14 protein-coding genes are annotated in these 20,550 nt (G+C 66.7%); 9 read left to right on the forward strand and 5 right to left on the reverse strand.

Annotated elements, in window-relative coordinates; translation table 11 throughout:
- The first annotated feature begins 43 nt into the window (after positions 1 to 43).
- From E2E27_RS01710 to E2E27_RS01720, 3 genes are all read left to right on the forward strand, one after another.
- A complete protein-coding gene (locus E2E27_RS01710; RefSeq protein WP_141457394.1) occupies positions 44 to 1,759 on the forward strand; it encodes a class I adenylate-forming enzyme family protein in 1,716 nt (571 codons plus the stop codon).
- 7 nt (positions 1,760 to 1,766) lie between these two features.
- On the forward strand, positions 1,767 to 4,526 hold the full coding sequence (locus tag E2E27_RS01715; RefSeq protein WP_141457395.1) for a [protein-PII] uridylyltransferase: 2,760 nt from the start codon (positions 1,767 to 1,769) through the stop codon (positions 4,524 to 4,526).
- A gap of 108 nt (positions 4,527 to 4,634) precedes the next feature.
- The gene (locus E2E27_RS01720) at positions 4,635 to 7,388 is read left to right on the forward strand and encodes a TonB-dependent receptor (RefSeq protein WP_141457396.1); all 2,754 of its coding nucleotides are present in this window, start codon (positions 4,635 to 4,637) and stop codon (positions 7,386 to 7,388) included.
- 58 nt (positions 7,389 to 7,446) lie between these two features.
- On the opposite strand, the gene E2E27_RS01725 is transcribed toward E2E27_RS01720, so the two are convergent.
- Positions 7,447 to 7,917 (reverse strand): hypothetical protein, encoded by a 471-nt coding sequence (locus tag E2E27_RS01725; protein ID WP_141457397.1) that lies wholly within the window; start codon positions 7,915 to 7,917, stop codon positions 7,447 to 7,449.
- Between the two features lie 8 nt (positions 7,918 to 7,925).
- Positions 7,926 to 8,588, reverse strand: a complete 663-nt coding sequence (locus E2E27_RS01730) for a YggS family pyridoxal phosphate-dependent enzyme (RefSeq protein ID WP_141457398.1) — start codon at positions 8,586 to 8,588, stop codon at positions 7,926 to 7,928.
- Positions 8,589 to 8,610: 22 nt separating this feature from the next.
- Here E2E27_RS01730 and E2E27_RS01735 point away from each other — a divergent pair, with 22 nt between their 5' ends.
- From E2E27_RS01735 to E2E27_RS01760, 6 genes are all read left to right on the forward strand, one after another.
- Positions 8,611 to 9,147 (forward strand): thiamine phosphate synthase, encoded by a 537-nt coding sequence (locus tag E2E27_RS01735; protein WP_141457399.1) that lies wholly within the window; start codon positions 8,611 to 8,613, stop codon positions 9,145 to 9,147.
- 76 nt (positions 9,148 to 9,223) lie between these two features.
- Positions 9,224 to 11,638, forward strand: coding sequence for an FtsK/SpoIIIE family DNA translocase (locus E2E27_RS01740; protein WP_141457400.1), 2,415 nt, complete (start codon positions 9,224 to 9,226; stop codon positions 11,636 to 11,638).
- A gap of 286 nt (positions 11,639 to 11,924) precedes the next feature.
- Entirely contained in the window at positions 11,925 to 14,297 is a 2,373-nt protein-coding gene (locus E2E27_RS01745) for a TonB-dependent receptor (RefSeq protein ID WP_141457401.1), read from the forward strand.
- A 198-nt stretch (positions 14,298 to 14,495) separates the two neighbouring features.
- Positions 14,496 to 15,383 (forward strand): hypothetical protein, encoded by an 888-nt coding sequence (locus tag E2E27_RS01750; RefSeq protein WP_141457402.1) that lies wholly within the window; start codon positions 14,496 to 14,498, stop codon positions 15,381 to 15,383.
- Position 15,384: 1 nt separating this feature from the next.
- A complete protein-coding gene (locus E2E27_RS01755) occupies positions 15,385 to 16,584 on the forward strand; it encodes a 7TM domain-containing protein (protein ID WP_141457403.1) in 1,200 nt (399 codons plus the stop codon).
- 1 nt (position 16,585) lies between these two features.
- On the forward strand, positions 16,586 to 17,500 hold the full coding sequence (locus E2E27_RS01760; protein ID WP_181443521.1) for a sugar-transfer associated ATP-grasp domain-containing protein: 915 nt from the start codon (positions 16,586 to 16,588) through the stop codon (positions 17,498 to 17,500).
- Here the strand turns inward: E2E27_RS01760 and E2E27_RS01765 are convergent.
- Genes E2E27_RS01765 through E2E27_RS01775 form a run of 3 tightly spaced genes read right to left on the reverse strand, consistent with a single transcriptional unit; the run spans position 17,497 to position 20,305 of the window.
- A complete protein-coding gene (locus E2E27_RS01765; RefSeq protein WP_141457405.1) occupies positions 17,497 to 18,057 on the reverse strand; it encodes a GDYXXLXY domain-containing protein in 561 nt (186 codons plus the stop codon). The genes E2E27_RS01760 and E2E27_RS01765 overlap by 4 nt on opposite strands.
- Positions 18,054 to 19,199: a DUF2157 domain-containing protein gene (locus E2E27_RS01770; protein ID WP_141457406.1), complete on the reverse strand. Its 1,146-nt coding sequence runs from the start codon at positions 19,197 to 19,199 to the stop codon at positions 18,054 to 18,056. The genes E2E27_RS01765 and E2E27_RS01770 overlap by 4 nt, the downstream gene beginning before the upstream one ends.
- 44 nt (positions 19,200 to 19,243) lie before the next feature.
- Complete coding sequence (locus E2E27_RS01775) at positions 19,244 to 20,305, reverse strand: substrate-binding domain-containing protein (RefSeq protein WP_141457407.1); 1,062 nt, start codon at positions 20,303 to 20,305, stop codon at positions 19,244 to 19,246.
- Positions 20,306 to 20,550: the final 245 nt, after the last annotated feature.

Genomic DNA, 20,550 nt, shown 5'->3' on the forward strand with positions numbered 1-20,550 from the left:
CCGGCCGGGGGGCCACGACAACAAGAGAGAGGAACACACCCGCATGCCCACCCAGCTGGACAATGCGCTCGAAGCGATCATCACCGGCCTGACCGCTGACGACCAGCCCTTCGCGCTCGCGCCCTTTACCCGTGACGGGGTCACCATGCCGTCCTTCGCCGCCGCGCCGCCGACGCTGGCCCATTATTTCGCGCATTTCTGCAATCAGAACAAGGACGTGCCCTTCCTCGTCGATGGCGACGTGCGGCTGACCTTCGGCGAAGCCTATGCCGCCGCGACCTGCGTGGCCGAGGGCTTGGCCAAGACCCACGGCGTCGCGAAAGGCGACCGCGTCGGCATTGCCGCGCGCAATTCGGCCAACTGGATGATCGCCTATATGGGCATCCTGATGGCAGGCGGCTGCGCCACGCTGCTCAACGGCTTTTCCAGCGGCGAGGAACTGGCCTACGGGCTCGATCTGGCCGAATGCAAGGTGCTGCTGGCCGATGAAGGCCGCGCCGCGCGTCTGGACGGGCACGAGCACCCGGCCAAGATCGTGCTGTTCACCCACGGCAACCCGCCCGCCGAAGGCCTCGCCGCCACATGGGCCGCGCCCGAAGGCACCAGCGTGGCCATGGCGATGCTGGGCGAGTTGGGCCCGGACGATATCGCAACGATCCTCTACACCTCGGGCTCGACCGGCAAGTCCAAGGGCGCGTGGTCGGATCATCGCGGGGTGATCCACGGGGTGATGAACTATGTCGCCCAGTCGGCGATGGCCAAGGTTCATGTCGAGAGCACCGAAGGCCCCCTCACCGATCAGCCCTGCGCGCTGGTCGCGGTGCCGCTGTTCCACGTGACGGGCGAGGTGCCGCTGTTCCTGCAGAGCTTCGCGATCGCCCGCAAGCTCGTCCTCATGCCCAAGTGGGATGCGGGCCTCGCGATCCGGCTGATGGCGGAGGAGAAGGTCTCCTACTTCGTCGGCGTGCCGCTGATGAGCTATGAGATCGCCAACCACCCCGACCGCGAGAAATACGACCTGTCGGCTTGCAAGAGCTTCGCCGCGGGCGGCGCGCCGCGTCCGGTGGAGCACGTCACGCGGATCAAGGAAGCCTTCCCCGGCAGCTTCCCGCTGCTGGGTTATGGCCTTACCGAAACCAACGCCGTCGGCTGCGGCAATTTCAACGAGAACTACCTCGCTAAGCCCGGCTCGACCGGCCGCCCGTCGAAGCCGATGGTCGATCTGGCGATCCTCGACGATGCCGGTAATCCCCTGCCGCAGGGCCAGGTGGGCGAGGTCTGCATCCGCTCGGTCGCCAATTTCCGCGGCTACTGGAAGAACCCCGAAGCCACCGAAGCCGCCTTCACCAAGGATGGCTATTTCCGCACCGGCGATCTCGGCTATCTCGATGCGGACGACTACCTGTTCATCGTCGACCGCAAGAAGGACATCATCATCCGCGGCGGCGAGAACATTTCCTGCATCGAGGTGGAGGACGCGATCTATGCGCATGACGACATCGGCGAATGTTCGGTCTTCGGCCTCACCGACGAACGCTTCGGCGAGGTGCCGGCGGCGGTCTACGCGATGAAGGAGGGTCACCCCCGCGTGACCCCGGCCGAGCTGCGCGCTTTCCTGCTGGAACGGATCGCGCCGTTCAAGGTGCCGCTGGAACAGCACATCTGGTTCACCGAGGAAGCCCTGCCGCGCCTCGGCACGCAAAAGATCGACAAGCGCAGCGTCAAGGCCCGTTACAGCGCCGAGGCCGTCGCCGCGTGAGCCCGGTATGAGCCCCCGCCGTATCCCCGGCCAGCGCGCGATCATCGATCGGCGTGCGCTGTCCGAGGAGATCGCCGCGCTGCACGCCAGCGGCGGCGAGCGGGCGCGCGCGGATATCGTCGCCGCGCTGCGCCGTGCGCTCGATCAGGGGCGGGCCGAGTTGGCCCGGCGGCTGGAGGAGGCTCCGTCCGCCGGGCACGAGGTGACCGCGGGCTTCAGCTTCCTGATGGACCAGCTGCTGCGGGTGATCCACGATCACGTCACCACGCACCTCTACCCCGTCCCCAACCGCACACAGGCAGAGCGGCTCGCGATCCTTGCGGTGGGCGGCTATGGCCGCGCCGAAATGGCGCCGCATTCGGATGTCGATATCGCCTTCATCACCCCCCACAAGCGCGCGCCGTGGTGCGAGCAGGTGATCGAGACGATGCTCTATCTGCTGTGGGATCTGGGCCTCAAGGTCGGCCATTCGAGCCGCACCGTGCCCGATACGATGCGCATGGCGAAGGAAGACCTCACGATCCGCACCGCCCTGCTTGAAAGCCGGTTGGTGTGGGGCGAGGCCGCGCTGTTCGACGAATTGCGCAGCCGGTTCTGGAACGAGGTCGCGCGTGGCAGCGAGCGGCAGTTCCTGACCTTGAAGCTGGCCGAGCGCGATGCGCGGCACAAGCGGATGGGCGACAGCCGCTATGTGGTCGAACCAAACGTCAAGGAAGGCAAGGGGGGCTTGCGCGATCTCCAGACGCTCTACTGGATCGGCAAATATGTCCACCGCGTCCAGAACGCCGCCGAACTGGTCGATGTCGGCCTGCTGACCGCGAGCGAATATCGCAGCTTCCGCCGCGCGGAGGGGTTCCTGCTGGCGGTGCGGTGCCACATGCACCTCCTCACCGATCGCGCCGAGGATCGGCTGACCTTCGACCTCCAGCGGCAGGTGGCCGAGCGGATGCAATTCGCCGACCGTCCCGGCAAGAGCGCGGTCGAACGGTTTATGCAGTACTACTTCCTGCAGGTGAAACGGGTCGGCAGCCTTACCGGTGTGTTCCTCGCCCACCTTGACGAGGAATTCGCCAAGAAACGTCCGCGCACCGGGTTCTTCGCCGGATGGACGCAGCGCCCCCGCCAGTTCAAGGGCTACACCGTCGAAGGCGGAAGGCTGCGCGCGCCGGGGGACGACTGGTTCCGCGACGATCCGGTCCGGCTGATCGAGGTGTTCCAGCTCGCCGAGGCCGAGGGTCTGGAAATCCACCCCGAAACCATGCGGCAGGCCGGGCGCGATGCCAAGCTGATCGACCTCAAGGTGCGCCGCGACAAGCGTGCCAATGCGCTGTTTCTCGATCTGCTGTCGGGCCGCAAGGACCCCGAAACCGCGCTGCGCTGGATGAACGAAGCGGGCGTCTTCGGGCGCTTCGTGCCCGATTTCGGCCGGGTAAACGCGCAAATGCAGTTCGACATGTATCACCACTATACGGTCGACGAGCACACGATCCGCGCGATCGGGCTCTTGAGCCAGATCGAGCGCGGATTGCTGACCGCCGATCACCCGCGTGCCACGCGCGAATTTCCCAAGCTCGCTTCGCGCCGGGCGCTCTATGTCGCGGTGCTGCTGCACGATATCGCCAAGGGGCGCGGGGGCGACCATTCGGTGCTCGGCGCGGATGTCGCGCACCGGCTGTGCCCTCGCTTCGGGCTGGACGAGAAGGAGACCGATCTGGTCGCCTGGCTGGTGCTCCACCACCTGCTGATGAGCCGCACCGCGCAGAAGCGCGATCTCACCGATCCCAAGACGATCGAGGATTTCGTCGCCGAGGTGCAAAGCCTTGAGCGGCTGCGCAATCTCGCGATCCTGACCGCGGTCGATATCCGCGCGGTCGGGCCGGGGACGTGGAACAGCTGGAAGGCGCAGCTGCTGGGCGAGCTCTACGATGCGTCGCAGGAGCGGCTGCGGCTCGGCCACAAGGGCAACGGGCGCAAGCAGCGGGTGACGGCCAAGAAGTATGCCGTCGCGCGGCTGCTGGGGGATCAGGATCATCTGGTCGACAGCTTCGGCGCGCTGCTGGGCGATGCCTACTGGATCGCCGAGCCCGAGGACATCATCGCCAGCAATCTCGTGCAGTATGACACCGCGCAGGCGACAGGCGATGCGCTGTCGATCCATTGCGATGTCGACGAGACGCGCGGCGCCACGCGGGTGAGCGTGATTGCGCTCGACCATCCGGGGCTGTTCTACCGCATGGCGGGCGGCATTCACCTTGCCGGCGCGAACATCATCGACGCGCGCATCCACACCGCGAAGAGCGGCTATGCGGTCGACAATTTTCTGGTGCAGGATCAGAACGCCCAGCCGTTCCGCGAACCCGCGCAGATGGCGCGGATCGACAAGGGCATCCGCGACGCGCTGCTCGCCAAGGTCGAACTGGTGCCGAAACTTGCCGCACGGCCACTGGCGCACTCGCGCGCCAAGGCCTTCGACGTCGCCCCGCGGGTCGGGTTCGACAACGACGCTTCCAACCACTTCACCGTGATCGAAGTGACCGCGCGCGACCGTCCGGCGCTGCTCAACCGGCTTGCCCACGCGCTCTACAAGGCCAACCTGATCGTCCATTCGGCGCATATCACGGCTTACGGCGAGGCGGCGGCGGACACCTTTTACGTCACCGATCTCACCGCCGCCAAGATCAAGGCGCCCGAGCGCCTCGCCGAGATCGAGGCTGCGCTGCTCGCCGCCGCCAGCGACCAGCGCCAGAGCCAGCTCGAGCGCGCCTAAAAGCCACACTGGTCGATCAAATCACGAAGGTTTGCAGAAACCCGGCTTGCAGTGCGCCGCCAGTCGGGTAGTCAATGGTCAAAACGACCAAACAGGGAGAGAGACGGGATGAAATCCTATACTTCGCTTCGCGCGATGGCGCTGCTCGGTGCGGGCATGGCACTGATGCCGACCGCCGCATGGGCTCAGGATGCCGACACCGCCGAGGAAGAGCAGCCGTTCGCCGACAATGTCATCATCGTCACCGCACAGGGCCGCTCGCAGGCGCTTGCCGACGTGCCGGTCGCGATCTCGGCGATCAATTCCGAAACGCTGGTGAACAGCGGTGCGAACGACATCCGCGCGCTCAATCAGGTCGCACCTTCGCTGCTGGTCTCCTCGACCGGCTCGGAAGCCAACGGCTCGGCGCGTATCCGCGGCATCGGCACGGTCGGCGACAACCCCGGCCTCGAAAGCTCGGTGCCGGTGTTCATCGACGGCGTCTATCGCTCGCGTTCGGGCATCGGCCTCAACGAGCTGGGTGAGATCGACCGGATCGAAGTCCAGCGCGGCCCGCAGGGCACGCTCGGCGGGCGCAACTCGTCGGCCGGTCTCATCAGCATCTATTCCAAGAAGCCCGAATTCACCTTCGGCGGAACGGGCGAAGTCACTTACGGCAATTACGATTTCGTCCGCATCGGCGGCAGCGTCACCGGCCCGATCAGCGACACGCTGGCGGCGCGGGTCGACGGTATCCTCGTCAAGCGCGACGGGTTCTATTACGACACCGCCAACAACACCGACGTCAATGATCGCGACCGCTATTTCGTGCGCGGACAGCTGCTGTTCGAACCGACCCCGGACATCTCGGTTCGCCTGATCGGGGACTACACCTTCCGCGATGAAAAGTGCTGCGCGGCGACCTATGTCGACAACAGCGTCAACCAGTTCATCGGGGGATTGAACAATCCCTCCACCCCGCTGACGCCGCTGTCGCCCAACGGCAACAACATCATCAACGTGCTGCGCGATCTCGGCCAGAACCTCGGCGCCTTCAATCAGGGCTATGCGCGGGAAATCTCGGTCACGCCGGGCCGCAGCTTTGCCGGCGAGACCAAGGACTACGGCGTTTCCGGCCAGATCGACTGGGATTTCGGCGGCGCGCGGCTGACCTCGATCACCGCCTACCGTGAATACCGTTCGGGCCAGGCGTCGGATACCGACTACGGGACGGTCGACATTCTCTACCGCGGCGAAAGCGACGAGGCCTATCGCCAGTTCCACACCTTCACGCAGGAAGTCCGCCTGCAGGGCGAAGCCTTCGGCGGGACGCTGGACTGGCTGGTCGGCGGGTTCTTCGCCAACGAAAAGCTGACCGTTCGCGACAATCTGCGCTTCGGCAGCCAGTATGGCCGCTTCGCCAATTGCCGCATCATTTCGGGCGGCGGTCTGGCGGGGCTCTACTCGCCCACCAACCCGCTCTGCGTGGTGCCCGGCGTCGGCCCGGCCACGTTGGCGGGCGCGACCGGTGCCTCCGGCCCCGACATCGTGGCCGCCTTCACCGCATTGGACGGGCTCAACGATCGCGGCTCGACGATCGACAACTACTTCCAGGACGGCACCAACTGGGCGCTGTTCACGCACAACATCGTGAACATCACCGATCGCCTCGCCCTCACCCTCGGCCTGCGTTACACCAATGACGAGAAGGACTTCTCGGCCACCTTCGGCAACGACAACACCGTCTGCACCACGGTGCAGGGGCTGGTGCTCGACGATCTGTCCAGCGCCAACGCCACCGCCCGTGCGCTGGCCGGGGCGCTGATCGGCCTGTCCTGCCAGGGTAACTCCACCGCCGAACTCAACGGCGTGTCGATCCGCGACAACCGCAAGGAAGACGAATGGACCGGCACCGCGATCCTCTCCTACAAGGCGACCGACGACCTGCTGCTCTATGCAAGCTTCGCGCGCGGTTACAAGGCGGGCGGCTTCAACCTTGACCGTTCGGCGCTGAAGGCCCCGATCCAGCCCTTCTCCGCGACCACGGGCGGTGCGCAGGCGCTGGTGGGCAACCTCCAGTTCGATCCCGAACTGGTCGACAGCTACGAAATCGGCGCCAAGTACGCGACCGGGCCCTTCAGCCTGAGCCTCGCCGCATTCCGGTCGGATTTCAGCAACTTCCAGCTGAACACCTTCAACGGGACGGTGTTCCTGGTGCAGAACGTCAACGGCTGTAACGGCGATCTCGTCGGCGGCCCGGATGCCGATACCGACACCAGCGCGGCGACCGGTTCCTGCGCTGCGGGCGATGTCGGTTACGGCGTGCGCACGCAGGGTCTCGAACTCGAAGCGCAGATGAACCCGGCGGCCGACCTCAACATCGCCGCGGGTCTCACCTACGCCAAGACCGACTACCGCGAGGATCTCGTCGGCAATGCCGCGGGCGCTCCGCTCGATCCGGCGCTGCGCAAGCTGCCCGGCGACAACCTGTCGAACGCACCCGAATGGGTCGCCACCGGCAGCTTCACATGGACGCCCGCGATCGGCGACAGCGGCCTTTCGGCGCTGTTCTACATGGATGGCCGCCTGACCTCGGACTTCAACACCGGCTCCGACCTCTTCCCGCAGAAGGAACAGGATGGCTTCGCGCTGTTCAACGCCCGCGTCGGCATCCGTGGTCCGGAGCAGAAGTGGTCGATCGAGTTCTGGGGCCAGAACATCTTCGACAAGGATTATGCGCAGGTCGCTATCAACTCGCCCTTCCAGGCGGGCACGACCTCGGCACCTTTCGTCGATCCGCAATATCCGGGCGGCCGGCAGATCTTCTCGCAGTTCCTCGCCGAACCGCGCACTTATGGGATCACCGGGCGGTTCAACTTCTGAGCCGCAGCAGTATCGCTGCAACGAAGGGGCGCTCCGGCAACGGGGCGCCCTTTTCTGTTCAGTCCTCGTCGGTCGCCAGCAGCAGCGCGATGGCCTCATCGTCGAAGGCGACGAAAGCCCATTCGAAGGTTGCATCGGTGATCGGGTTCCAGCCGAAATACATCCGGTTGGTGACGATCTGGCGCGTGGCCGGATCGAAGCAGGCAAGGAAATCGGCGCCCATCGCCAGCGCATCGGCCTCGCCCAGCCACGGCTCGCGCGAATAGACCATGTTGCGGCTGAAGGCTTCCACCAGCGCCGCCAGCGCCGAGCGTGGCGCATCCGGCGCGCCCTCGGCATCGAGCAGCTCCCAGTTTCCGCCGATCGGCTTGTAGCCGAGGCCGGTCACGAAAGCGTCGGCGCGGGCGGTGTGAAGCGCCGCCACGTCGCCGGCAGGGCGGGTGACGATGCGGACCACCGCCGAATCGCCACACAAGCGGTCGCTCCAGCGGGCCACGAAGGCTTCGAGCCGGGCGAGCGCACCCGTCATGGCGGCGCTCAATCCCGCGCGCCGAACAGCGCCGTGCCTACCCGCACATGGGTCGCACCGAGCATCACCGCGGTCTCGTAATCACCGCTCATCCCCATGCTGAGGCCGGTTATGCCATGATCGGCGGCGAGTTTCGCGAGCAGCGCGAAGAACGGCGCGGCCTCGGTGTCGGCGGGGGGGATGCACATCAGCCCGGCAAGCGGAATATCGGCGGCGCGCACCTGTTCGAGGAAGGCGGGAAGCTCCGCAATCGGGCAGCCGCCCTTCTGCGCCTCGTCGCCGATATTGACCTGCACAAAGCACGGCACACGCCGACCCGTCTTGTCCATCGCGCGTGCCAGCGCGGTCAAGAGGCTCGGGCGGTCGAGCGCGTGGATATAGTCGAACAGCGCCACGGCCTCCTCCGCCTTGTTCGATTGCAGCTGGCCGATCAGATGAAGTTCGATGTCGGGATGCGCCTCGCGCAAGGCAGGCCACTTGCCTTGGGCTTCCTGCACGCGGTTCTCGCCGAACACGCGCTGTCCCGCGTCGATCAGCGGCTGGATCGTGATCGCGTCGTGGATCTTGCTCACCGCAATCAGCGTGACATCCTCGGGCTTGCGCCGTGCGGGCTTGCAGACGCGGGCGATATTGGCGCGGACTTCGTCGAGGCGGGTGGCTGCATTTGTCATGGCCGCGCTCTATAGCGGCTGAGTGACGCGCGCAAAGACCCTCCCCGCCCTGTGGCTGATCTCCGACGCGCGCAACGATGCCGGGCTGGAGCGCGCGCTGGCCCGGCTGCCGCGCGGGTCGGGGCTGATCTACCGGCATTACCATCTCGAAGGGCCGGAGCGGCTCGCGCGGTTCCGGGCGCTGCGACGGGTCGCGCGCCGCTGCGGCCATGTGGTGATCCTCGCCGATTCGGCGCTGACCGCACGCGAATGGGGTGCGGACGGGTTTTACGGCGCGCCGCGCAGCCTGTGGCCGCGCAGACACGGCTTGCTGCATCTCGCCACCGCGCACAATCTGGCCGAGCTGGGGCTGGCGGCAAGGCTCGGTGCAGATGCGGCGCTGCTGTCGCCGGTCTTCCCGACTCGCTCTCACCCCGGAGGCGCGACACTCGGCCCCGTACGCTTCCGTCTGCTGGCGCGGCAAGCCGGGTTGCCGGTGATTGCGCTGGGCGGAATGACCCGCCAGAGCGCCCGTGCGCTCGGCTGGCCCCGCTGGGCTGCGATCGACGGGTTGAGCTAGCCTCTGCCGTTCGTCGCTCTGTCCTTGACCGGAGTCCGCGCAGGATTCATAATTTGTTCCGCACAGGAGACACCCCATGGCCAGCCGCGCGGTCGCATCGAATAAACCCGTTCGTCAGACCGACGCCGAATGGCGCGCGGGCCTGCGCCGCAGCTTGCGCCGGATCGCGCAGATGACCGGCGCGGGGCTGCTGCTGGGCGCGGCGGTGTTCCTCGCCCTCGCGCTGGCCAGCTACACCCAGACCGATCCCAGCCCCTCGACCGCGGCGGACCCGAGCGAAGTCGCCAACTGGATGGGCGCGCGCGGGGCCTGGGTGGCGGACCGGGTGCTGTTGATCTTCGGTCTGCCCGGCGTGCTGCTGCTGCCCCTGCTCTATGTCAGCGCGCGCAAGCTGTGGCGCGATGTCGAGAATGGCGACGAGCCCGAGACCACCGCCTGGTGGATGCCGACAGCGCTGTTGCTGATCGCGATGACGCTGATCGCCACGGTGCTCAGCCTCGCCTTCGAAGGGCCGGGCGGCACGCTGCCCGCACAGGCGGGAGGGCTCGCGGGCCTGCTCGGCGCGGGCGCGGTGCAGGCGGTCGCGGCGCGCTTCGGCGAAGCGGCGGAGGGCTGGGTGATCCTCGGCCTCGCGCTAACAGCCCTTGCGGTGGGCGTTGGCCTGCTGACCCGCATCTTCGCGATCGACTGGCGCGTGCTTATGAGCCTGCCCGAATTTCTCGGCGGCGGATCGCTCGCCGGGTTGCTGCGCCGCCTGCCGCTGCCGGGTCGCCGCGCTGCGCCCGCGCTGGCCTTTGCGGGCGAGGACGACGAGGCCGCGGACAGCGCCCCCGCCCGCCCCCGCCGCGCGGTCAAGGGCGAGTCCCCGGCCCCCGCCATCGAGGAACGCCCGCGCCGTGCGCCCGAAATCTCCGACCCCTCGGCCCCGCCCAAGCGCGCCGCCACCGCCAAGACCGCGCAGCGCGACATGTTCGCGCCCTTCAATCTGCCGAGCCTCGACCTGCTGGCCGAACCACCCGCCGACAAGGCGCCCAAGCTCGACAAGCTCGCACTCGAACGCAACGCCCGCCTGCTCGAGAACGTGCTCGACGATTTTAACGTCAAGGGCGAGATCACCGCGGTGCGGACCGGCCCGGTGGTGACCATGTACGAGCTTGAGCCTGCCCCCGGCATCAAGGCGAGCCGCGTGGTCGGCCTTGCCGAAGATATCGCCCGCAACATGAGCGCCATTTCCGCGCGCGTCTCGCCCATTCCGGGCCGCACCGTGATGGGGATCGAACTGCCCAATCAGGACCGGCAGATGGTGGCGCTCAAGGAACTCGCCGCCTGCGCCGACTTTGCCGACGCCAAGGGCAGCCTACCGATCATCCTCGGCAAGGATATCGCGGGCGAGCCGATCATCGCCGATCTCGCCGCGATGCCGCACCTGCTGGTGGCGGGGACGACCGGTTCGGGTAAGTCCGTGGGCCTCAACGTGATCCTGCTGAGCCTGCTCTACCGCTTCACCCCGTCCGAACTGCGCCTGATCCTGATCGATCCCAAGGTGCTCGAACTCAAGACCTATGACGACATCCCGCACCTCCTCTCCCCGGTGGTGACCGAGCCTGCCAAGTCGGTGCGCGCGCTGAAATGGGCGGTCGAGGAGATGGAGCGCCGCTACCGCATGATGAGCGCCATCAGCTCGCGCAACATCCATTCCTTCAACGAGAAGGTCAGCGCCGCGATCGCCAAGGGCAAGCCGCTGGGCCGCCGGGTGCAGACCGGCTTCGACCCCGAGACCGGCGAGCAGTTGTTCGAGGAAGAACAGCTCGATTACCAGCCGCTGCCGCAGATTGTGCTGATCGTCGACGAACTCGCCGACCTGATGGTGACGGTGGGCAAGGAAATCGAAGTGCTGATCCAGCGCCTCTCGCAAAAGAGCCGCGCGGCGGGCATCCATCTGATCATGGCAACGCAGCGCCCTTCGGTCGATGTCATCACCGGCGTGATCAAGGCGAACCTGCCGACGCGCATCAGCTTCAAGGTGACCAGCCGGATCGACAGCCGCACGATCCTCGGCGAACAGGGGGCCGAACAGCTGCTGGGCAAGGGCGACATGCTCTACAAGCCCAACACCGGGGCGATGGTGCGCGTCCACGGGCCGTTCGTGTCCGACGAGGAGGTCGAGGCGGTGGCCGATCACTGGCGCGCGCAGGGCTCGCCCGAATATGTCGATGCCGTCACCGAAGAGCCCGAGGAAGGCTTCGGCTTCGGTTTCGAGGACGACCTCACCGCCTCGGACAACCCGGAAGAGCGCAAGTACCGGCAAGCCTGCCAGATCGTGTTCGAGAACCAGAAAGCATCGGGAAGCTGGCTGCAGCGGCAGATGGGCGTGGGCTACAACACCGCCGCCAAGTGGATCGAGCGGATGGAGGAAGACGGCTTCGTCGGCCCCGCCAACCACGTCGGCCGCCGCGAGATCTATCGCGACAAGGACGGTAATCCGCTGTGATCACTCCAGTCTCTCCCCGTTCGCCTTGCGAATGGGGAGGTGGCACCGCGCAGCGGTGACGGAGGGGTTTTTCCTCGCGCAATCGATAACCCCTCCGTCAGCCGCCTGCGGCGTCTGCCACCTCCCCATCCCTGCGGGACGGAGAGCGACTGAAGGGGCGTGATGCAAACTAGCAACGTCCCGAAACTGTAAATCCGGCGTAACGCACGCGTCACTGCGCCGTAGCGGGCGCGTCACCATGCGCTGCCACGGGCAAGGCCTCTCTCCATGGACAAGGGCCTTCCTCATGCTTCGCACTCGATTCACGCGCGCTTCGTTGATCGCGCTCGTCACCACTCTCGCCGCAGCGCCGCAGGTTGCGTTCGCGCAGGATGATGCAGTTGCCGACGAGGAAAATGCCGCCTCGGGCAACGAGATCATCGTCACCACCCAGAAGATCGAACAGCGCGCACTGGACGTGCCGATCACCATCAGCGCGGTCAGCGGTGAACGCATCCGCGAACTCGGCGTCGCCGATCTCGACGAGCTGTCCTACTACACCCCCGGCCTGCTCATTCAGGAACAGAGCGCCAACAACCCCGGCGTGGTGATCCGCGGGATCACTTCGGACTCTGGCTCGGCGCAGGAAGGCCCGCGCGTCACGCTCTATTACAACGGCGTCGACATCTCGCGCTCGCGCGGCTCCTATCAGGCGATTTACGATCTGGAGCGGGTCGAAGTGATCAAGGGCCCGCAGGCGACCCTGTTTGGCACCGCCAGCGCGGTAGGCGCGATCAGCCTCGTCTCGGCCAAACCGCGCGCCGGGTTCGAAGGCGAGGTGCGCGGCAGCTACGGCAATTTCGACCAGACCATGCTCGGCGGCTACATCAACCTTGGCAATGATGTGATCGCGGGCCGGATCGCGGGCGAATGGCGGCGGCGCGATGGCTATGTCACCAACCTCAGCCCCAATCAGGAGGAGGAGCTTTACGCGCAAGACCAGCTCGGCCTGCGCGCCTCGCTGCGGGTCACGCCAAACGCCGATGTCACGATCGATCTCGTCGGCACCTACGACCAGCAGCGCAACGGCGGCACGCCCTTCATCTCGGCGCGCTTCCCCGCCTCGGCCGCATCGCCCGGCGGGCCGGGCAACGCCTTCGTCGACGCCAATCTCGGCGGCAATCCGGCGGGCGCAGCGGCGCTCGGCGACGATCAGCTGGGGCTGAACCGCGAGGTCTATGACATCAACTTCACCGCCGACATTCGCTTGGCCGACGACTGGAGCTTCACCACCGTTAACGGCTACCGCGAATTCGACAGCGCCGAGGTGTTCGACGCCGATGGCAGCGCCGCGCCCTTCCTCGAATTCGCCGAGATCGCCGATGGCTGGCAGATCAGCCACGAAGGCCGCTTCACCTATGCGGGCAGCCGGCTGCGGGCGAGTGCGGGGTGGAACATCTTCATCGAGGATGGTCGCCAGAACGTGCCCTTCGCCTCCGAGGAAGGCCTGTTCCTGCAATGCCTCACCACCCTGTTCGGCGTGCCGGTGGCGGGCCGCCCCTTTGGCGACGTCCCCTGCGTCGCACCGGACGGCACCTCGCCCGCGACCGGGATCACCAACGTGCCCTATTCCTCGGTGTTCGAGAACCGGGGCCGTAACGAGGCTTATTCGGCCTTTGCCGACGTCACCGTGATCCCCTTCGACGCGCTGGAACTGACCGCGGGCATCCGCTTTCTCAATGAATCGCGCCGGTCGCGCTATTTTGCCGATGTGCCGGTGCCGGTGCTGCCCAACGCCACCCCCGGCGCGCCGCTCACGCCCTCGCTGATCCCCGGCCAGATCGACACCGGCGGGCGCACCTTCAGCGCGCAGGCGAATTTCGATGCGTGGCTGCCGCGCTTCAACGCGCTCTACCGGGTGAGCGACGCGGTGAACATCTACGCCACCATCTCCAAGGGCCGCCGCTCGCCTGTGGTGCAGGTCAACGCCCGGCGGCAGGGGGCCGAGGTGGTGCCGAACCGCACCGATGTCGCCGCGGAAATCGTCTGGAACTACGAAGGCGGGGTGAAGCTGTCGGCCGGGCCGGTGTCGGCGGCGCTGGGCGTCTATTATCAGGTCTATGACAACTTCCAGGTCTCGGTCCCGCTGCTCGATGCGGATGGCAACCCCACCGGCGCCTTCGAAACGCGCAGCGCGGGCGGGGCGAGCAACCTCGGGGTCGAGGGCGAAGTTGCGGTGGACGTGACCGACTGGCTCAACGTCTTCGGCAATTTCGGCTTCATTGACGGCGGGATCGACGATGATCCGGCCAACGGCACCTTTGCCGGATCGCGCTTCCGCCTGCAGCCCGAATGGCAGGCCTCGGGCGGGTTCACGGTGGATCGCGATTTCGGCAACGGCACGAGCGTCTTCGCGACGCCCAGCATCACGCATCGCAGCACGATCTTCTTCCAGGTGCCCAACACCGCGCTGATCAGCCAAGGGCCGGTGACGCTGGTCAACGCCCGCGCCGGGGTGAGCTTTGGCGACGGGCGTTATGAAATCGCCGGTTTCATCCGCAATGCCTTCGATGAGGACTTCCTGCTGGACGCTGGCAACACCGGCGGGGCCTTCACCATCCCCACCTTCATCCCTGGCGAACCGCGCTTCTACGGGGTGGAAGTGACCGCGCGATTCTGAGACGAACACGAAAGGCGGCGGCGGAGCACCCTCGACGGGTGCTCCGCCGCCTTGCTTTTCAGACACATGCAAAATGCCTCGCAGCGCAGGTCATGGTTTAAGGACAGGGTTAGGAATTTCTAAACGCAACACCCCGTAAGCCCGCGAGGATAACGGGGGAATATGGTCATGAAATTCCAGGCACGGTGGAGGCGGTGGTTGCTGCCCCTTGCCCTATGGTGCGCGGCCGCGCCGCTTGCCGCCGCCGACGACGGGAGCGGCTGGCGGCTGGAGCCCGATGCGCGGATCGAAATCCAGACCGTCAGCGCCCAGACCACCACCCGCGACGAGGAACTGGTGATCGATGGCGAGGCCGTGTCGCTGCGCGGGCAGGTGGGTCTCGGGCTCGAAAGCCGGCGCACCCGGCTGCGGGTCGAGGCCGACCGGATCGAGGTGTTCCGGCTGGGCGATGGCCGCCGCGACATCTCGCGCGACCGGCTGACCGCGACGGTGCAGCAGGATGTCACCCGCACGCTGGAAGTGCAGTTGCAGGCCCGCCGCTACGATGATCTGGTGACGGTCGAATCCGCCGATACCGACGAATGGCAGGGCTCCGCGCGCGTCACCTTCGAGCCGAGCCGGGAAAACCGCTTCCGGCTTCAGGGCACCTGGCGCGACCGGCAGTACGACAATGCTGCCGGGCCCGCGACCACCGGGGAGGGTGCGCGTGTCGATGCGCAATATCGCCGCCGTTTCGGGCCCTATCACTACCTGACCTTCGATCTGCGCAGCGAGAGCATCGCCTCGGACGATCCGGCGCGCGGATACGAACGCGATTCCGCCGGGGTCGCCTATACCCGGCCCGTGGCGAAGGACCTGCGGGTCAGACCCGCGCTCGAGGTGATCAAGACCCGCTTCGATGGCCGCATCGCCGATGACGGCAGCCTGCGCCGCGACCGGCAGGTGGTGCCGGAAGTCGAAGTGCTGTGGTGGCCCGGCAAGTGGCGCGTCGAGGCCGAGGCGAAATATGTGTTCTTCGACAGCAACGAAAGCTCTCGCGAGCGTGAGGGTTATCGTCTGACTCTTTCGGTCGGCTACGCTTTCTGAAATGATCGCCCGGATTCGCGAAATCTGGGGAAGGGCGACGCCGCAGGTGCGGCGACCGTTCTATGTCGGCCTCGCCGTCGCCTTCGTGCTGGCGGTGCTGGTCGGGCTCGGGCTGGGCAACACCTCGGCCTTTTTCGTGCTGCCCTCTGCGCTCGACGGCAAGGCGACATCGCAGGCGATCTGGGGCCTGAAGCCCTCCAACCTCCTGATGGTGCTGCCGCTGGGCGCCTTTCTGGTGGTGCTGGCGCGCAGTTTCATCGGGCTGAAAGCCTTCGGCCTGTTCACGCCGATGCTGATCGCGCTCGCGTTCCTCCAGATCGGCCCGGTGATGGGGCCGGTGGTGCTGTGTTCCTCGGTGCTGGTCGGCATGATCGTCACCCCCACCCTGCTCAAGCTGCGCATGACCCGCGTCGGCTTTCTGGGGGTGCTGATCTCGCTGATCGTGCTGGTGCTGGTGGCGTTGCAGCTGATCTTCGACACCCAGTTGCAGGTCGATGCCTTCCCGGTGATCGTCTGCGCGCTGTGTGTCGAGCGGTGGTGGAAGCAATGGGGCAAGGACGGGGCCAAGCCCGCCGCCAAGATGGCCTTCAACACCTTCATCCTCGCCGTGGTGATCGAATTCGTGATGGTGTCGGACTTCGCGATGGCGCTGATCGAATGGTCGCCGCTGCTGATGCCCGCCGTCACCGGAATCGCGATCGCGATCCTCGGGCGGTACCGGGGCCTGCGCCTGTCGGAAATCCACCGCTTCGCCCCGATCTGGCTCGAACGCAGGCGGCAGGCGCGCGCCGCCGCTCTGCCCGAAGGGGTGGCCGAAGACCGGCGCAAAGGCCTGCCCGATACCCGGCGTGTGCCCCAACCCGAGGCGCTGCCCGAAGCGCTGCCCGAGGCGGAACCGTTGCCGCCCGTGCCGCGCCTGCGTGTGCGGGCCGCCTATCGCACGCCTCAACTCAGTCTCCTGCATCGCAGTCACGGCATGGTGCTCGCCGCAATGGGCAAGCGCGCACCGGCGCTGGGCGAGATGTGGGTGATCGAATCCCCCGCCGACTTCGCACCGGGCGCACGCCGCCGGGTGCCGCAAGTGATCTCTGCCGTCACCGCGCCGATGGCACCGGGCACACCGGCCAATGATAGCGCCGCGCCGGGCAAACGCCCGCCGATCCACAACGCCTGGGTGGTGCGCCGGGCGGAGGATGTCTGAGATGTTCATGGGATTGGGCAAGGTCTTCGCGCGCGGCAAACGGGCGTTCGATCCGCTGGACGAGATCCTCGGGATCAACCAGCGCAACGCCCTGATCCAGAAATACAACCCGCGCCACGCGATCGAGCGGGCGCGCGACAAGGTGGCGGCCAAATATGCGCTCGAGGCTGCCGGAATCTCCTGCACCGGCACGGTGGCGGTGATCGACGACCACCAGAAGCTGTCGAACTTCAAGCCCAGCCGCGACATGCCCGATGCCTGGGCGATCAAGCCCGCGCGCGGATCGCAGGGCGACGGCATCCTGCTCGCCGTCCGGCGCGAGGGCAATACGTGGTTCAAGGGATCGGGGGCGCCACTCCCTGAAGACATGGTGATGCACCACATCCAGAAGGTGGTCGACGGGGGCTTTTCCGGCGATTCCGCCGCTGAGGATGCCGCGCTGATCGAGCCGCTGATCATCGCCGACCCGGCCTTGTCGCGGATCGTGCCCGAAGGCCTGCCCGACCTGCGCGTCATCAGCCTGCACCACACCCCGTTGATGGCGATGGTGCGGCTCCCCACCATCGAGAGCGACGGCAAGGCCAACCTCCACCAGCGCGCGATCGGGGCGGGGATCGACATGGAGACCGGCAAGATCACCCGCGCGGTGGTCAAGGGCACGCCGATCACCCACCACCCCGACACCGGCGTCAACCTGATCGGGTTCGAGATTCCGGGCTGGAAGCGGGTGCTGGAGCTGGCGTCGAAATGCGGGCCTGCGGTAGGCCTCGGCTATTGCGGGGCGGACATCGTGCTCGACGTCAACGATGGCCCGCTGGTGATCGAAGTCAATGCCCACCCGGGGATCGAGATCCAGAATATCTGTCAGGCGGGGCTCAAGGTGCGGATCGCCGCGACGGGAGAGGACTTCCGCTAGGGCGCGTCCATTACGGCAGGCGGCGCGAGCGGATCGAAGGGCTCCTCCGGCGGGGCGTCACGCTCGGCGATTTCGGCTGGCGTGAGCGGGCGGAAGCGAATGGCGATGGGCGTGAAGCTGCCATCCTCGCGCTGGCGGATCGTCACGATCCCGCGCTGGTCGCGGTTGCGCAGTTGCTGCTGGAGCTGCGCGGCGCGGTCCTGGCCGATGTAGAGGCGGCCGCGATTGAGGCTGTCCCAGCCGTAAACCCCGCTGCTGTCGGACCGCACCCAGTAATCGCCGCAGGGCTCATCCACAGGGATCGCGCTGACCCGCGCGAGCGTCGGTGCCTCGCCTTCGAGGCAGAGCGCCGCGGGGACGATGTCGCTCTCGGGCAGTCCCGGCCAGTCGTAAGTGAACTCGACATAGTGCCCGCGCAGGTAATCGCGCGGGTCGTAGCCCATGATCGGCACCTCCCACTCGGTGCCCTGATCGTAGACGTGCGCGGACCAGGCCCACAGCGCCCCAAGCCCGCACAGCGGCAAGGCTGCCGCGACAAGACGTGCGCGCCGCTTCATGCCGCGTCCTCCCTGGCGGGCGCGAAGCGGCGCGATACGCGCACCGCCGCCCAGCCGATGCCGAGGATCAGCACGCCCGACAGGATCAGCCCGAAGCCGCTCATCAGCAGATCGGCGGCGAGTTCGAAGCTGAGGATCACCAGCCGCACCGCGATCGCGCCGACCGCCACCTGGAACACCCCGCGCCACTGCGCCGCCAGCGCCGCCGCTGCGATCCCGGCCCACAGCGCGAAAAACACCAGCGCAGCCGCGACGTTGCGGTCGTCTGCAGCGTAGGCAAGCACCATCGCTGCGCCCGCCCCGGCAAGGATCGCGCCCGTCATCCGGCCCGAAACGCTCGGCCGCACCGCCGCGACCCCCGCGCCCGCCACCAGCGCGACGGCAGCACAGGTCAGCACAGCGGCGAGCTTGGCAGCGGAAGGATCGGCCTCGAAAGCGCCGATGCTGGCAAAGCCGCTAGCGAAGGAAGCCCCCGCCACGGCATAGGTGAGCGCGAGTTGCTCGATCGTCACCCAGAAATCCTCGCGCCAGCTGCGCGCGCGCATCGCGGCGGCGATGGGCGCGGCCATCACGGGAAGCGCGACGACAAGGGCCAGCCAGATGCTCCAGCCGATGTCCTCGCTGATTCCCGCATCCGCCATGACGCCCGCATATTCCCACGCGCACCACACCATGCCGCCGAGCAGCGCAATCGCGCTCGGCCAGCTGCGGCCCGTCAGCAGCAGCAACGGTCCGAACAGGACGAGCCAGGTCGCCAGCGGCTGCCACAGGGGCGAGGACGTCTGATAGACCTGACCGATATGGCCGAAAAAGGTGAGGCCCAGCGCGGCGACGACGAAGAGCAGCGCCTCCACCGCCCACGGGCTGGCCTCGTCCAGCCGCTGCTCACGCCAGACCAGTAAGGCGAGCAGCCCCGCCAGCAACGCGAAGTGGACGCCGAGCCGCAGCAGGCCGGGAATATCCTCCCAGTTCGCCGCCACCACCGAAACGACGCCCAGCCCGATCGCCAGCGCGCCGATGCCCCACACCGCCCACAGCAGCAGCGGGTGCGTGTGTTCGGCTTCGTAAGCTGTCAGACGGTCACGCGTCGCGGCGTCGATCAGGCCGGCGTCATGCCATTCGGCGATCTTGCGCGCGCTCATGGCGGGCAGACTAGACACCCGCCATCAGCTTCGCAATCTCCCCGCTACTTGGCGGCAAGTTCCTCGCGGGTCAGCACCGGCAGGGTCTGCACCTTTTCGGCGTTGGCGGCGAGCGCATCAGCCGGCATCGCGACCATCCCGATGCGGGCGAGCGGGCCGTCCTTGGCCCAGCTCTTGGCCCATTCCTTCATGAAGTCCTGCAGGCCGGGGATGGCGCGCATATGGGCCTTCTTGACATAGACATAGAGCGGCCGCGCGCCCGGATAGGCGAAGCTGGCGATGTTGTCATAGGTCGGCTGCACGCCTTCCATCGGCAGGCCCTGCACCTTGTCGGCGTTTTCCTCGAGATAGGAATAGCCGAAAATCCCGACCGCCTTGGGGTTGCCCGCGATCTTCTGGACGACGAGGTTGTCCTGCTCGCCCTGATCGACATAGGCGCCATCATCGCGCACTTCGGTGCAGACCTGCTTGTACTTCGCCTCGTCGCTGTCCTTCAGCGCCTTCATCGCCGGGTCTTTCTTGCACCCGACTTCGAGGATCAGTTCCTTCAGCGCATCGCGCGTGCCCGAAGTGCTGGGCGGGCCGTAGACGAGGATCGGATCGGCGGGCAGCGCCGGGTCGACATCCTTCCAGGTCTTGGCGGTCTGCGGCTTGCCATAGGGGGTCGCGGCCAGCGCCTTGTAGACCGTTTCGGGCGAGAGATTCAGCGTGATCCCGCCCTTGGCCGAAGCAAAGGCGATCCCGTCGAGCCCGACCTGGATTTCGACGATCTCGTCGACTTTGTTCGACACGCAGGCGTCGAATTCGCTGTCCTTCATCCGGCGCGAGGCATTGACCATGTCGGGGGTGTTGGGGCCGAGGCCCGAACAGAACAGCTGGATGCCGTTGCCGGTGCCGGTGGATTCGATCAGCGGCGAAGGCATCCCGGCGTTCGAGCGCGAGAAGTTCTCCGCGACCAGCTTGGCAAAGGGCAGCACGGTCGAGGAACCGACCGCGTGCACCGGCTGCGACGCGCTGCTGCTGCCGCTGTCGCAAGCAGCCAGAGTGGTGCCTGCGAGCAACGCGACGGCACCGATTCGGATCAGGGAAGCAAACTGAAAGGTCATGGAATATCCCGCAAATACGCAAAGGGCTTTATGCCGCCCAGCCCGCGCCCTAGGCGCATTTCATGACACGTTTGTGACCATTTTCGCAGCCATTCCCGCAGTCCCGTATGCGTGGGTTTCGACGCCCCTCAAACGATGGTTGCGCTACCATCGGGCGGATACACAAGCGTCTGAATAGAGGATATTTATCTCCAAAATGGAGGTAATCTGCTTAACGCCATCGTAAGGGGTGATGTCTATCGCAG

Source organism: Porphyrobacter sp. YT40 (assembly GCF_006542605.1).
In the GTDB taxonomy this organism is placed as follows: domain Bacteria; phylum Pseudomonadota; class Alphaproteobacteria; order Sphingomonadales; family Sphingomonadaceae; genus Erythrobacter.